Source organism: Clostridium sp. TJA032 (assembly GCF_058310275.1).
Genome location: NZ_JBZEFB010000001.1, coordinates 1054275 through 1070067 on the forward strand (window position 1 = coordinate 1054275; position 15793 = coordinate 1070067).

The 15793-nt window shown below is 28.6% G+C and carries 13 protein-coding genes; all 13 read right to left on the reverse strand.

Annotated features, from left to right (window positions below; translation table 11 throughout):
- Positions 1-2 precede the first annotated feature (2 nt).
- A complete protein-coding gene (priA, locus tag AC4FRL_RS04835; RefSeq protein ID WP_491139082.1) occupies positions 3-2198 on the reverse strand; it encodes a primosomal protein N' in 2196 nt (731 codons plus the stop codon).
- A 38-nt stretch (positions 2199-2236) separates the two neighbouring features.
- Positions 2237-3424, reverse strand: coding sequence for a bifunctional phosphopantothenoylcysteine decarboxylase/phosphopantothenate--cysteine ligase CoaBC (gene coaBC / locus AC4FRL_RS04840; RefSeq protein ID WP_491139083.1), 1188 nt, complete (start codon positions 3422-3424; stop codon positions 2237-2239).
- A 5-nt stretch (positions 3425-3429) separates the two neighbouring features.
- Positions 3430-3642, reverse strand: coding sequence for a DNA-directed RNA polymerase subunit omega (gene rpoZ, locus AC4FRL_RS04845; protein ID WP_491139084.1), 213 nt, complete (start codon positions 3640-3642; stop codon positions 3430-3432).
- Positions 3623-4273: a guanylate kinase gene (gene gmk, locus AC4FRL_RS04850; protein WP_491139085.1), complete on the reverse strand. Its 651-nt coding sequence runs from the start codon at positions 4271-4273 to the stop codon at positions 3623-3625. The genes rpoZ and gmk overlap by 20 nt, the downstream gene beginning before the upstream one ends.
- Positions 4263-4532, reverse strand: coding sequence for an extracellular matrix/biofilm regulator RemA (gene remA, locus AC4FRL_RS04855; RefSeq protein WP_003458433.1), 270 nt, complete (start codon positions 4530-4532; stop codon positions 4263-4265). The genes gmk and remA overlap by 11 nt, the downstream gene beginning before the upstream one ends.
- A 13-nt stretch (positions 4533-4545) precedes the next feature.
- The gene (locus tag AC4FRL_RS04860) at positions 4546-5430 is read right to left on the reverse strand and encodes a YicC/YloC family endoribonuclease (protein WP_491139086.1); all 885 of its coding nucleotides are present in this window, start codon (positions 5428-5430) and stop codon (positions 4546-4548) included.
- Positions 5431-5620: 190 nt separating this feature from the next.
- The gene (locus AC4FRL_RS04865; RefSeq protein WP_491139087.1) at positions 5621-7018 is read right to left on the reverse strand and encodes an NCS2 family permease; all 1398 of its coding nucleotides are present in this window, start codon (positions 7016-7018) and stop codon (positions 5621-5623) included.
- Between the two features lie 237 nt (positions 7019-7255).
- Positions 7256-8239, reverse strand: coding sequence for an asparaginase (locus AC4FRL_RS04870; protein WP_491139088.1), 984 nt, complete (start codon positions 8237-8239; stop codon positions 7256-7258).
- A gap of 227 nt (positions 8240-8466) precedes the next feature.
- Entirely contained in the window at positions 8467-9942 is a 1476-nt protein-coding gene (spoIVA, locus tag AC4FRL_RS04875; RefSeq protein WP_491139089.1) for a stage IV sporulation protein A, read from the reverse strand.
- 246 nt (positions 9943-10188) lie between these two features.
- Positions 10189-11184 (reverse strand): NAD(P)H-dependent glycerol-3-phosphate dehydrogenase, encoded by a 996-nt coding sequence (locus AC4FRL_RS04880; RefSeq protein ID WP_491139090.1) that lies wholly within the window; start codon positions 11182-11184, stop codon positions 10189-10191.
- A 4-nt stretch (positions 11185-11188) separates the two neighbouring features.
- The gene (gene der / locus AC4FRL_RS04885) at positions 11189-12505 is read right to left on the reverse strand and encodes a ribosome biogenesis GTPase Der (RefSeq protein ID WP_491139091.1); all 1317 of its coding nucleotides are present in this window, start codon (positions 12503-12505) and stop codon (positions 11189-11191) included.
- 2 nt (positions 12506-12507) lie between these two features.
- Positions 12508-13845 (reverse strand): DUF512 domain-containing protein, encoded by a 1338-nt coding sequence (locus tag AC4FRL_RS04890; protein ID WP_491139092.1) that lies wholly within the window; start codon positions 13843-13845, stop codon positions 12508-12510.
- A gap of 225 nt (positions 13846-14070) precedes the next feature.
- On the reverse strand, positions 14071-15786 hold the full coding sequence (locus AC4FRL_RS04895; RefSeq protein ID WP_491139093.1) for a HAMP domain-containing sensor histidine kinase: 1716 nt from the start codon (positions 15784-15786) through the stop codon (positions 14071-14073).
- Positions 15787-15793: the final 7 nt, after the last annotated feature.

A 15793-nucleotide genomic window follows, 5' to 3' on the forward strand; every position in this document is an offset into this window, starting at 1 on the left:
CCTTACATTAAACTATTAGGATTTATATCTAAACCAATCTTAATCTCATTATAAACATCTTTAGATAATTCATAAACCCCTTTTTTTATTTTATCACATAGCTCAGAAGTTAAACTTCCCTTAATTAAAATTTGCCATCTATAAACATTTTTTATTTTGCTAATAGAACAAGGGCAAGCTTCATATATAAATATATTATCATATTCTTTTAATATATTACGAAGATAACTCTCTAATTTTTTTGAAAATACTTTTACTCTTATTTCTCCTCTACCACTTAAATTTATTAAAAATAAATCCTTAAAGGGAGGGTAATCCATAAGATTTCTAATTTCAATTTCCTTTTTAAAAAAACCTTCATAGTTATTATCTTTAGCACAGGTTAAAGCATAATGACTTGGTTCATAACTTTGAATTATTACCTCTCCTTCATTTTCTCCTCTTCCTGCTCTTCCACTTACCTGCGTTATTAACTGAAATGTTTTTTCACTTGATTTATAATCTGGAAAGTTTAAAGACATATCTGCTGCCATTACTCCAACTAAAGTAACCTTTGGAAAATCCAATCCTTTAGCTATCATCTGAGTTCCTATTAAAATATCTGCTTTTCCTTCTTTAAACTCATTATATATTTCTTCATGAGAATTTTTTCTTCTTGTAGTATCTACATCCATTCTTAAAGTTTTCGCTTCTTTAAAATAAGTATTAACTGCCTTTTCTAACTTTTCTGTCCCTGTTCCAAAATGCTTGACATATGTACTACTACATTTTGGACAAAGTCTAGGCATCTTTTCTCTTCTTCCACAGTAATGACAAACTAAATCTCCATTATTATGATAAGTCATAGATATGTCACAATTGTTACATTTAAACACAAAACCACAACTTCTACAAGAAACAAAGGAAGAAAATCCTCTTCTATTTAAAAACAAGATAACTTGTTCTTTTTTCTCTAACCTATCTTTTATTTTAAAGTATAACTCTCTACTAAACATTGTCTTATTATTCGATTTTAATTCTTCTCTCATATCAACAATATTCACTTTAGGAAGCTTTCCATTATTAACTCTATTTTTAAGCTCAATTAATTCATATTTTCCCTTAAGCGCTTTATAAAAACTTGAAACACTAGGTGTTGCAGAACCTAAAACAACTTTACAATTTTTTATAAAACTTAAATATTCACAAACTTCTATAGTATTATATTTAGGGTTCATATCTGATTTATAACTACTTTCATGTTCTTCATCAACTATTATAAGCCCTAAATCTTTAAAGGGTAAAAATATAGCAGACCTTGCTCCTATAATTACCTTGACCTTATTATTTTTAACCCTAAACCACTCATCGTATCTTTCTCCATCTGAAAGCCTACTATGAAAAATAGCTACATCTTTACCAAACCTTCCTTTAAACCTTTCAATCATTTGAGGAGTTAAAGCTATTTCTGGAACTAATATTAAAGAACTTTTTTCTAAAAGAAGCATATAGCTTACTAAATTCATATAAACTTCTGTTTTTCCACTTCCTGTTACACCCTTTAATAAAAATATATTTTTTTCACTTTCTAATATCTTATCATAAGCTTTTACCTGCTCTTCATTTAATACCTTAGGTGGATAAAAATTAAACTCTCTTAAATTTTCTCTTAAAACTCTAACATCACAAGTAAGAACACAACCTAAATCAATTAATTTATTAATCATATAGATTGATATATTTAGCTTTTTATTAAGTTCAGCCTTTGTAAATTTTCCACTTTCTTCTTTGATTAAGTCTAAAGCTTGTTTTTGAGGTTCACTTAATCCTTCCTTATAGCTATTAAAAACTAAAACTTGTTTTGTTCTCTCTTTATTTCCACTCATTATTTTAGGTGGAATCATAACCCTTATAGCATCTATATATTTACACATATATTTTTCTCTCAAAAACTTAATAATTTTTAAGGAATCCTCACTTAAAAGAGGTTCTTTATCACAAAGAGAATATATGCTTTTATATGCTATATTTATATTTTCAACATGATTTAATATTTTTAAAACAAAACCTTCAATTTTTTTATTTCCTTTTCCAAAAGGAACTAGAACTCTATGTCCAACCTTTATGTTTTTTTCTAAATCTTCTTTAATTTTATATGTAAAAGGTTTATCAATCGTAACAGCTTCACTATTTACAATTACCTCTGCAAATTTTTCCAAAATAATCACCCTTATTTGTATAGAATAAAAAGGCGCCCTTAGCGCCCTTTTATAATGTCAAATATATTCTTTGCAACTTCTCTTTTAGACATTTTATCTAAAGAAAACTCCTCACCAGTCTTACTTATAATAATAACTTTATTATCATCGCTAGCAAAACCAGTATCTAAATTACTTATATCATTTGCAACAATATAATCTAAATTTTTCTTCTTTAACTTACCCTTAGCATTTTCTGTTAAATTGCTACTTTCTGCTGCAAAACCAACTAAAATTTGATTCTTTTTCATTTCTCCAAGAGTTTTTAGAATATCTCTATCTCTCTCAAAAACTAAATTTAAATCTTCATCTGCTTTTTTAATTTTTTCTTTGCTATAATTTTTACTTTTATAATCAGCAACAGCAGCTGATTTAATAACAATATCAGAATCTTTAAAATGCTCTTTTATAGCATTAAACATTTCTTCATTAGTTTTTACATCAATAACATTAATCCCATAAGGCTTTCTTAAAAATGTAGGTCCTGATATAAGTGTAACATCAGCACCTCTATCTCTAGCTTCCTCTGCTATTGCATAACCCATTTTACCTGAAGACCTATTTGTTAAAATCCTAACTGGGTCTATTGGTACTGTAGTAGGTCCTGCTGTAACAAGTACTTTCTTGCCAAGTAAGTCCTTATTAGAATGTAACCTTCTCATTATTTCTTCTGCAATAATTTCGGTATCTTGAAGTTTACCTTTTCCCTCATCACCACAGGCTAATCTTCCACTAGCTGGTTCTATAAAGTCATAACCAACTTCCTTAAGAAGACTTATATTTCTTTGAACTATAGGATTTTCATACATATTTGTATTCATTGCAGGGCAAAAAACAACTGGCGCCTTTGTTGCCATTATAGTTGTTGATAACATATCGTCAGCTATTCCATTTGCAACCTTTCCTATAATGTTAGCTGTTGCTGGAACAATAAGCATTAAGTCTGCTTTCTTTGCAAGAGATATATGCTGTATTTCCCAAGCTTTTGGTTCAGCAAACATATCTGTTATAACCATATTTTGGCTTAAGGATTGAAAAGATAAGGGTGTTACAAACTCAGTAGCGGATTTAGTCATTATAACATGTACTTCTACACCTTTTTTTCTTAACCTGCTTATAACATCTAAAGCTTTATAAACAGCTATTCCTCCACTTACTCCTAAAACAACACATTTCTTATCTTTCATAATTTTTATTTCTCCTCAGTATCTTTGTAATTTACAAATCCTTCATCAATTTCATTTATAGCTATTGTTAAAGGTTTATTTGAATCAACATCAACAAAAGTTTCAGCACCGTCAATTATTTGTCTTGCTCTTTTAGCACTTAATATTACTAAAGAATATCTATCTTCTACCCTTTTTAATAAATCAACGATTGATGGATTAATCATAGAGTTGTTCATGCATCTCGTCCTCCTTTGACTCTAATAAATTTTCTTTTAATCTATCTACTCTACACTTTTCAGCTAATAATATAGCTTCTATTTTCTTTACTGCATCTTCTACATTATCATTAACTACTGCATAATTATATTTTGACACATAATTAATTTCTTTATAAGCTGATTTAAATCTTGTCATTAAACTCTCTGGAGTTTCACTACCTCTTTTTATTATTCTTTGTTTAAGTTCTTCCATTGAAGGAGGTAAAATAAATATAAACACTCCATCAGTAGCCTTTTCTTTAACCTTTAAAGCACCTTGTATATCTATTTCTAATATTACATTTTTTCCTTCTTCAAGCATCTTCTCAACACTTGATTTAGGTGTTCCATAATAATTTCCATAAACTTCAGCATACTCTAAAAAATCATCTTCAGCTATTTTTTCTTTAAATTTTTCCTTTGTCAAGAAATGATAATTTACTCCATCAATTTCTCCAACTCTAGGATTTCTAGTTGTTGCAGAAACAGAAATAAATATGTCATCATGTTTTTCTAATAGAGCTTTACAAATAGTTCCTTTTCCTGCACCTGAAGGACCAGAAATAACTATTAAAACTCCTCTGTTATCTTTATGTATCTTATTCATCATCTTCAACAACTACTTCTTCCTTAGTTGATAATCTGTGAGCCACTGTCTCAGGTTGAACAGCTGAAAGAATTACATGGTCTGAATCTGTAATTATTACGGCTCTTGTTCTTCTACCATAAGTTGCATCTATAAGCATACCTCTATCTCTAGCCTCTTGTATGATTCTCTTTATAGGTGCTGATTCAGGACTTACTATTGCTACTAATCTATTAGCTGAAACTATGTTACCAAAACCAATATTAATTAATTTTATACTCATTTGCTACCTCCTATTATTCTATGTTTTGCACTTGTTCTCTAATTTTTTCAATAATATTTTTTATATCTATAACCTTATTGGTTATTTCCAAATTAGTTGACTTTGATGCTATTGTATTAGCTTCTCTATTCATCTCTTGTATTATGAAATCTAGCTTTCTACCTATTGTTTCATCTAAAGTTAAAGTTTCTCTTAGTTGATTTATATGACTTTTAAGTCTTATTATCTCTTCATCAATTGAAACTTTATCAGCAAAAACAGCAATTTCCATAGCCAATCTGTTTTCATCTACTGGAATTTCTTCTAATAAAGTTTTAAGCCTATCTTCTAACTTTTCTTTATAAGAAGCCACAATAACTTCTGCCTTTTCTTCTATAAAGGATACTATCTCCTCTATTAAACTACATTTAACTAATATATCATTAGCTAATTTCTCACCTTCAACTTTTCTCATAGAAATCATATTTTCTAAAGATATCTTTAGTAGTGAGTTTATTTCTTCCCATATAGCTTCTAAATCTTCTGATTTTTCTTCTATAGTTATTACATCTTGGTATTTAGCAACTAATGATAAACTTAAATCATCTTGTAAATTAGGAAATAAAGATTTTAAATCATTTAAGGCACTTACATAACTTTTAGCTAAGTCTTCATTTAAAAGTGCAACTCCTTGATTTTTAGCATAATCCTTATAATTTATAAAGATATCTACCTTTCCCCTGCTAAGTTTAGAAGAAACCATATTTCTTATCTTTTCTTCTAAAGAAACCATACTTCTTGGCATTCTTATGTTGATGTCTAAATATCTATGGTTTACACTTTTCATTTCTAAAGAAAAAACCTTATCTTTTCCTTCTTCACTAGTTGCTCTCCCAAAACCAGTCATACTTTTAACCATAAAGAGAGCCTCCTTGAAAATAATCTAAATATAGATTAATATAAATTCTAATTAATAACAAGTTATTTTTCACAAAATGTTAACATTTATTTTTAATATCCTAGTAAAAATAAAAAATAGACTTTACTTAAGAAATTAAAATCAACTTTTTAATTTCTTATAGCAAAGTCTATTTAAATTTTAAAATATTTTATCCCATCATTTTTGTAATTAAAGGCATACAAAGCTTTATTATAAATATAATAGCTAATATTATCATAACTAAGGATAATGGTTTTTTATCCTTCTTATCTTTTGCAAAAATATTTTGTAAAAGATTTAAAATAACATAAGCTAAAACTCCAATAGTTAATCCATCTCCTATGCTATATGTTAAAGGCATTAAAGCTATTATTAAGAAAGCTGGAACCGCCTCTGTAATATCACTAAAATCAATTTTTAATACACTAGTTAACATTAAATATCCAACATATATTAAAGCTGGTGCAGTTGCACATGCAGGTACTGCCACAAATATTGGAGAAAAGAACATAGCAATAAAAAATAATGCTCCTATTGTTATTGCAGTTAAACCAGTCCTTCCACCTTCTTCAACGCCAGTAGCACTTTCTACATAAACTGTTACAGTAGATGTTCCTAGTAATGCCCCTGCTGTAGTAGCTACAGCATCTGTCATTAAAGCCTTCCCTGCATTAGGCACTCTTCCTTTTTTATCTAACATATTAGCTCTTGATGCAACTCCTATTAAAGTTCCTACTGTATCAAAAAAATCCACAAATAAGAAAGTAAATACTATAGTTATAAAGTTAAATATATTTTCTGATGAAGATAAGTAAGAAAAGTCTATTTTACCAGCTATAGGTGCTATAGATTCAAATTTAAATATTCCGTCTGGTAAGTATATTCCCATATTAGCTGCTGCCTCTGTATTTATTAAAGCATATCCCCAAGCTAAAAGAGTTGAAACAACTATACCAACTAGCATAGCTCCCTTTACTTTTTTCTTTTCTAAAATTATTATTATACAAAGTCCTACTAAAGCAATTAGCATTTTAGGACCAACTTCTCCCATAGCTACCATTGTATCTGGATTACCAACAACTATTCCTGCTCCATTAAAACCTATAAAAGCAATAAAAAGACCTATTCCTGCTGTAACTGCATATTTTAAATTTATTGGAATTGCATCTACTACAGCTTCTCTAACTTTAAATAAAGATAAAAGTATAAATATTATTCCTTCTACAAAAACTGCTGTAAGAGCTACTTCCCAAGAAATTCCCATTCCTATAACTACTGAAAATGTAAAAAATGCATTTAATCCCATACCAGGAGCTAGTCCAAAAGGTAGCTTAGCATAAATCCCCATTATTAAACATCCAATAACTGCTGAAATACATGTTGCAGTAACTACTGCACCAGCGGGCATTCCTGCTGCACTTAAAATAGATGGATTAACTGCAATTATATAAGCCATAGCTAAAAAACTTGTTGTACCTGCTAAAAATTCTCTCTTATATTCACTTTTATTTTCAGGTAAAACTCTTAAGTTTTCATTTTTACCTAAAGCTTGAATCTTATTTTCCATAAAGACCTCCATTTTATTTAAAATAATAAAAAAAGCTATTTTAAGTTTCATAAACCTAAAATAGCTTTTTCATTTATCGAATAAAACTCTAATAGATTTAATCCGCCTTTACAAACACGAACATTTTTCTAAATAAAAATATTTTTGTCTGTCTACGAATGTTATTTTACACTATTTAAGTTTATTATTCAATAATAATACGAATATTTTTTATATTATTTTATTAAATGTATGCTTTTAATATCTTTCCTTCTCAAAACTATGCTTAATGTATCTATAATCATTATTGAAAGAAAGAAGTGTTAAAAGCTTTATTCTTGCCTTCTGACTTGGCATACTTTCTCCAAAAATAACACCTAATTCTTTAAGATGTTTTCCTCCACCTAAATACCCATAACTATCACTAACTCTTCCTTCAAAACATCTAGATGTTAAAACAACAACTATTCCTTTTTCAATAGCCTCTCTAATAGCATCAACCATAGTAGGAGGAACATTTCCTCTTCCTAAGGCTTCAATTACTATTCCATCATATCCTTTTTCTATACAATGATATATAAAATCTCCATCCATTCCTGCAGCACATTTTATAATAGCTACTTTTTTATCTACATTTTCTAAAGGAACAAAATCCTCTCTTAAAACCTTTCTATCAAATATAACTTTATTATTATCAACTACACCAATAGGACCAAAGTTTGGAGTTCTAAAAGCATTTAAGGCCATTGAATTTGCCTTAGTAACCTCTGATGCACTATTTAATTCTCCATTAAAGCAAACTAAAACCCCTCTATTTTTAGCTTCTTCTGAAGCTGCAGTACATATTGAAGCAGCTAAATTTGCAGGACCATCATATCCTAATTCTGAACCACTTCTCATAGCACCTGTAAAAACAATAGGTTTACTAGTTTTTGTTGTTAAACTTACAAAATAAGAAGTTTCCTCTAAGGTATCTGTTCCATGAGTTACAACAACTCCATCTATGTCATCTCTTTCAACTAAAGCATTTATAAACTTAGATAGTTCAAACATTATTTCAGGAGTTATATGAGGACTCGGTAGAGAAGAAAAACTATGGGATTCTATTGTTGCAAAACTCTCTATACCTGTTACCATAGCCATTATTTCTTCTCCTGTCAAACTAGGAACTGCAGCCTTTATCCTCTCATCTACTTTCATTGATATTGTTCCACCATTAAAAATTACAGCTATTTTCTTCATGAGCACCTCCAAATTTTATTTTAAAAGTATAAAATATAACTTAAATTTTAAATAATTTATTTATCTTAAGTTTCCTATACCTAAAATTTAATATTTCTCTTAATAATTATAATCTTTTTACAAATTTTATAAAACTAATAATTTTTTATTATATATATAATAATATTTTTTAAATAAAAAAACCCATAAAGTCCAAAACCTTATGGGTTATATTTATTTAAACTAATTTAGAAAATAATACAAATTAAATTTCCTTCCCCTTCATTTATAATTCTTTGAAGAGTTTTTTGTATCTTACTTTGAATATCATCTGGCATTTTATATAATTTACTTCTCAAACCTTCTTGAACTAAAGTTTCTAAAGATTTTCCAAACATATTACTTTGCCATAACTTTTCAGGGTCACTTTCAAATTGTTCAAGTAATGTTTTAAACACTTCTTGTGTTTCCTTCTCAGTTCCCATTATAGGGCAAATCTCTGTTTGTATATCAGCTTTTATTAAATGTAAGCTTGGTGCACTTGCTTTAAGCTTAACAACATATTTAGAACCTTGTCTTCCTATATCAGGTTTTTCAAATTTCATTTCTGATAACTGTGGTGCTACTAAACCATATCCAGTTTCTTTTACACTAGTTATAGCCTCTGCTACCTTATCATATTCAGATTTTGCTTTATGCAACTCTTTAATTAAAGCTATTAAATCACTTTCATCCTTTAATTCCTCATTGCACATTTCACTTATTATCTTATAGAATATGCCATTTTTAGGTGTCATCTCAACTCTTACTGTTCCATCACCTAAGTTCATTTCGCTTATGTTAGCATTTCCTAAGAAATCTTCTCCATAAGTACTAAGTAGAGCTTTAACATCTCTAATTTTTTCTATGTTTTTACACATATCTTTAACTATGTCTATAAAATTAGCCTTTAACCAATGAGAAGGTTCTAGTTTTTCAATCCATGAAGGCATGTCTATATTGATTTCCTTAACTGGGAATTCTTTAAGTACTTTTGTAAATAAATCATTTATGTCCTCTTCATTCATATTAGCTACATCCATAATTTGAACTGGAACTCCATATCTGATTTCTAACTCTTTTTTTAAATCTAAAGTTTCCTCAGCCTTTGGCTCTAAGGAATTAAGTACTAATATAAAAGGTTTATCTATAGATTTTAACTCTGCAATAACTCTCTCTTCTGCATCTAGATAGTCTTCTCTGTCTATACCTGTTATAGTACCATCTGTTGTAACTACTAATCCTATTGTTGAATGGTCAGTTATAACTTTTCTAGTTCCTATTTCAGCTGCATCTTCAAAAGGAATTTCATAATCAAACCAAGGAGTGTTTACTTTTTTACTTTCTCCTTCATAAAAATATCCATTAGCACCCTTTACAATATATCCAACACAATCAACCATTCTAACCTTAAATTTAATACCATCTCCTAAAGAAATTTCAACAGCTTCATTAGGTACAAATTTAGGCTCTGTTGTATGAATAGTTTTTCCTGAACCACTTTGTGGCAGTTCATCCTTTGCCCTCTCTTTTTTATAAGCGTTATCAATTTTAGGTATTACCATTAAATCCATAAATCTTTTTATAAAGGTAGATTTACCTGTTCTTACAGGACCCACAACTCCAACATAAATATCTCCTTGTGTCCTCTCTGCTATATCTTTGTATATATTGAAATCTTCCAAGATACACCCTCCTACAAATATTATTAACAATATATATATATTAGAAATCTAGAAAAAGTATACTGTTTATAAAAATATATTTTCTCCTTAAAATTAAGACCAATTTATTTAAAGACTTAATTTATTTTTCTAATATTATGTATTAATATTATTTATTCAAGAACCCCTCTATAAATTCCAAATAATTAAAATATATTTTTATTTTATAAAATAAAAAGAGGTAGAATTTTCTACCTCTTAAAAACTTTAAATTTCTTCTTTTTTCTTATCTCTTTCCATTAATAAGCTTACAGCATCCTTAGCCTTTGCCCCTTTAAATAGAACTTTATATGCTATATCAGTTATAGGCATAGTAACACCTTCTTTTTCTTTTAATTCATAGAAAGCCTTACAAGCTTTTATTCCTTCAACAACCATACCTACTTCTTCAATAGCCTCTTCTGCAGTTTTACCTTGGCCTATAAGTATTCCAGCTCTTCTATTTCTTGAATGCATACTAGTACAAGTAACTATTAAATCTCCCATACCAGTTAGTCCAAAGAAAGTTTCAGCCTTTCCACCCATTTTAACTCCTATTCTAGCTATCTCAGCCATTCCTCTAGTCATTAAAGCAGCCTTAGAATTGTCTCCATATCCTATACCATCACAAACACCAGCTGCTAAAGCTATGATGTTTTTAACGGCACCACCAATTTCAACTCCTACAATATCATCATTTGTGTATATTCTGAAATTTTTATCCATAAATAAATCTTGAACTTTTTCTGCACATTCCATAGATTGTGAACTTGCAACTAAGGTTGTAGGGATTCCCTTTGAAACCTCTTCAGCATGACTTGGCCCAGATAAAACTACTACCTTGTTATTTGGAAGCTCCTCATTTATAACTTGAGATAATCTTAAATTAGTTCCTTCTTCTATCCCCTTAGCTATGTTAATAAGAATAACATCTTCTGATATTTTACCCTTTATATTCTTACAAGCTGTTCTTATAACATGAGAAGGTACTGCAAGAACTACATAATCTGCTCCCTCTAAAGCTTCATCTAAGTCTTTATAAGCCGTGACCTTAGTAGGAATATTTAAATCTTTTATATACTTATCATTTCTTCTGTTTACGTTAATATCATTTATTACATTTTCATCTCTATCCCACAAGGATACCGTAATACCTTTATTTCCTAATAATATTCCTAAGGAAGTACCAAAACTTCCTGCTCCTAAAAAAGCCACTTTACTCATAAAATTACTCCTTCCTAGCTCTATACTCTATTTCTATACCAGTTCCATCAAAATCAAAACTTTCTCTTAATTGATTCTCTAAATATCTACCATAAGAAAAATGTAGTAAATTAGGATCATTTACAAAGAAAACAAATTTAGGTGGTTTTGTAGCTACTTGTGTTGCATAATATATTTTTAATCTTCTTAAAGCTACAACTGGTGGTTCTTTCATTAAAACAGCTCTACTTATAACATCATTTAATAATCCTGTTGAAACTCTCTTTGAGTAGTTATCATAACAATATTTAGCTGTTGATAATATCTTGTGAACTCTTTGTCCTGTTAAGGCTGATATAAATAAATATTTAGCATATGGCATAAACTTAAGTTTTTGTTGTAAATCCTTTTGATAGTTATTTAAAGTTTTATCATCTTTTTCAATAAGGTCCCATTTGTTTACAACTACCATAATAGCTTTATTCATTTCATGAGCATATCCTATTATTTTTTCATCTTGCTCACTTATTCCTTGTTCTGCATCTATTACAAGTATAGCAACATCAGCCTTTTCTATAGCTGCATAAGTTCTAATTACGCTATATCTCTCTATTTCTTCTTTTACTTTACTTTTTCTTCTTAAACCAGCAGTATCAACTAAAATAAATTTTCCTTCTTCTGTTTCTAAATAACTATCTATTGAATCTCTAGTTGTTCCTGGAATATTACTTACTATAACTCTTTCTTCACCTAATAATCTATTTATAAGTGATGATTTACCTACATTTGGCTTACCTATCATAGCTATTCTTATATATTCATCATCCTCTTCATCTTCTGAAGGGTCATTAAAGTACTTAACAACTTCATCTAGCATATCTCCAAGTCCTAAGCCTTGTGAAGCTGAAATTGTTATAGGGTCTCCAATTCCTAAATTATAAAATTCATAACTATTTTCTTCTAAAGCTAATCTATCTATTTTGTTGACTACTAAAACCACAGGCTTTTTACTTTTTCTAAGCATTTGTGCAACCTCTTGGTCTGCTGCAGTAAGCCCTTCCTTACCATCTACAACAAAAATTATTACATCAGCCATTTCTATAGCGATTTGCGCTTGTCTTCTCATTTGCTTAACAATTACATCACTACTTTCAGGTTCTATTCCACCTGTATCTATCATAGTAAATTTTCTGTTTAACCATTCTGATTCTGCATATACTCTATCTCTTGTAACCCCTGGCGTATCTTGTACTATTGAAATTCTTTTTCCTGCTAACTTATTAAAAAGTGTCGACTTACCTACATTAGGTCTTCCAACCATAGCAACTATTGGTTTACTCATTATTATTCCTCCTCACAATGTTCATTAATTAAGTCTATTAGGTCTTCTCCTGTATAACTACAAACTATAACCTTAACTCCCAACCTCTCTTCAATATCCTTTGCTGTCAAATCATCTAACATTATTCTTTTTGTTATGTCTCCTGGCTCGTAACCTTTTCTAAACATGTTATCTGCCATAATTAAATATTCGCTATCTATATTATCCTTAAGTTGTGCAATAACATCTTGCCCTGTTAAAAGTCCTGCAACTGTTATTGTATGCCCAAAGAAATCATTTAAAATAACCTTACATTTAATATCTATATTATTATTTTCTTCTCTTATATCAGAACAAACCTTATCTAGTTCATTAAAACCAGAAGTTCCTGTAATAAGAGTAAATTTACCTTTACCTGTTTTTGTTAATTTATCTTTTATATCTACAGCCATAGTTTCTCTTAAAAGTCTTATCATTCCTACGCCATCTTCTAATTGTTCATATCCGCCATAGAATTCTTCCCCTGGAACATCTTCTCCAGCCATAACGTAAAATTCATCTGATAATCTTATAAAAGGACTTCCTGTTTCTTTTATGTATTTCTCTTGAAGAACTCTAATTCTATCTAGCTCCTCTTTAGCAGTTTCTTTATTAAATATTTCAAGGTCTGCTAAACCCTCTCTAAATTTTGTTATTCCAATTGGAACAGCAGCAACATTTTCAATAGAAGGACGTAATTTGTATAAGTCTTCTACAGTTCTTACTAACTCATCCCCATTATTTATTCCTGGCATAACAACTATTTGAGCATTTACAGTTATTCCTGCCTTAGCTAACTTTTCTAATCTTTCATATACATTCCCTGCAAATCTATTGTTTAGAATTTTTTTTCTAAGCTCTGGATTAGTTGTATGTACTGATACATTAATAGGACTTATTCTATATTTTATAATTCTATCAATATCTTCATCTTTCATATTTGTTAAAGTAACGAAGTTACCTTGTAAAAAAGAAAGTCTTGAATCATCATCTTTAAAATATAAAGTTTTTCTCATTCCCTTTGGTAATTGATCTATGAAGCAAAATATGCATTTATTTGTACAACTTTTGGCTTTATCTAATATGGCTTCTTCAAATTCCACCCCTAAATCTTCACCATATTCTTTCTCTATCTCAAAAGCCCAAACTTCTTTATTAGTCTTTAATAATTCAACTTCAACATATTCATCTGCTAATAAAAATCTATAATCAAGTATATCTTCAACCTTAGTACCGTTTATGCTTAATAGTATATCTCCCTTTTCAAAACCTAACTCCTCACCAATTCCTCCTGGTAAGACTTTAGCAATTCTACTTTTCATACGCTTCACTCCTATTTTAGTACTATCTATGTTATATTACCTTAATTAAATAATGTAGTCAACTTAAATAAGCTCCTACATATTTATAGTATTTATCATAGCTTATTATAAGATTAATTATTAACCTTTTAAAATTGCTTTAAACTAAAATTATTAAATATTAAAAGTAATTTCTAAAATTTTTAGAAATTACTTTTAAATTTCAAATTATCTTTATTTTAAGCTTTATAAATTTATAGGTATCTTTATTATAATCTTAGTTCCAACGCCTAATTTACTTTTTACATTTATTTCTCCATCAAAAAGTTTAACTATATGCTTAACTATAGCAAGGCCTAATCCTGTTCCTCCACTTTCTCTGCTTCTTGCCTTATCAACCCTATAAAATCTTTCAAATATTCTAGGCAAATCTTCTTTGCTTATTCCAATTCCATTATCTTCAACTATTAAAATTAAATCCATATCCTTTTTATATGTTTTAACCTTAACAAGTCCTCCACTTTCTGTATATTTAATTGAATTGCTTATAAGGTTTAAAAGCATCTGTTTAAACTTATCCTTATCCCCCATAAGAAGACAGTTACTTTTAGTGTCTAAAAATATTTCTACTCCTTTTTTCTTTCCTTGGTCATTTAAAAGAGTATATACTTTTTCGACTTCATTATCTACATTAAATTCTTCTAAAACAGTACTTCTTTTTTGTTCTATTTCATAAAGACATAATATATCTTCTAAAAGTCTTGCCAATCTATCAGATTCTTCATCTATTATACTTAAAAATTTATTTCTAGTTTCATCATCATCTACATATCTTAAAGTTTCTGCAAAACCTTTAATGGAAGTTAGAGGAGTTTTAAGTTCATGGGATATATTAGCCACAAATTGACTTCTCATATTTTCTAGCTTTTTAATGTCTGTAATATCTTGTATAACAACTACTGTTCCTATTATTTCTGGCTCATTTATTATACTTGCTTTTCTTATTTTTAATATTTTATAGTCATTATTATAATTTATCTCAATTTCAACTCTATCTTTATCACTAAAAAAAGCTTTTAAAACTTCCTCATCTTTTATATAATCTAATAATTTATTTCCAATGATTTCTCCACTTATACCAAAGATTTTTTTAGCATAAGGATTTATCATTAAAACATTCATTTCTCTATCAAAGGCTATAACTCCACTTCCCATACTTTTTAATATTGCCTCTAATCCATTTTGCTTACTTTTATATCTTTCTATAGTTATTTCTAATTCTTCAGCCATATGATTGAAACTTTTACATAAACTTTGAATTTCATCATCCTTTGAATTTATTTTTACTCTTTTATGAAAATTGCCACTTGCAATAGTTGAAGTTAACTTTTCTAATTCCTTTAAAGGATTTAAAATTATGTTAGTTATTTTTACTGTTAAAAGTAAAGATACAATTAAAGATAAAATAACCCCAATTAATAAATAATTACTATTTACTCCATCTAATATTTTGGCATTTTTAACAGCTATTGAAGTTCTAACAATAGAACCATCTCTTAATCGTAATGCACTATATATCATATTTTGATGAAGGTCATCACTATATCTTACACTACTTCCAGAACCACTTTTCATAGCTTCTTCTATTTCTTTCTTTTTTAAATAATTATCATCTTTAGGACTACCTTTCTTATAAGTATCAAAAATAACCTTTCCCTCTTTACTTATATAAGTGATTCTTATATTTTTCATATCACTATTTGAAGCTATCTGTTGCAATTCACTTTTAATGTTTTTATTATTATTCTCAAGTAAAAGTGCAATAACATTGTTATATTCATTTAAAATATTTTTAGAACCTTCTAAATACTTATGATTAGAAATTACTAAATAAACTGAGGTCATTACAGCTAAAAAGAAAGTTATGATTAAAGTAGTAAAAATAATAATTCTTTTTTTCATCTAAAGA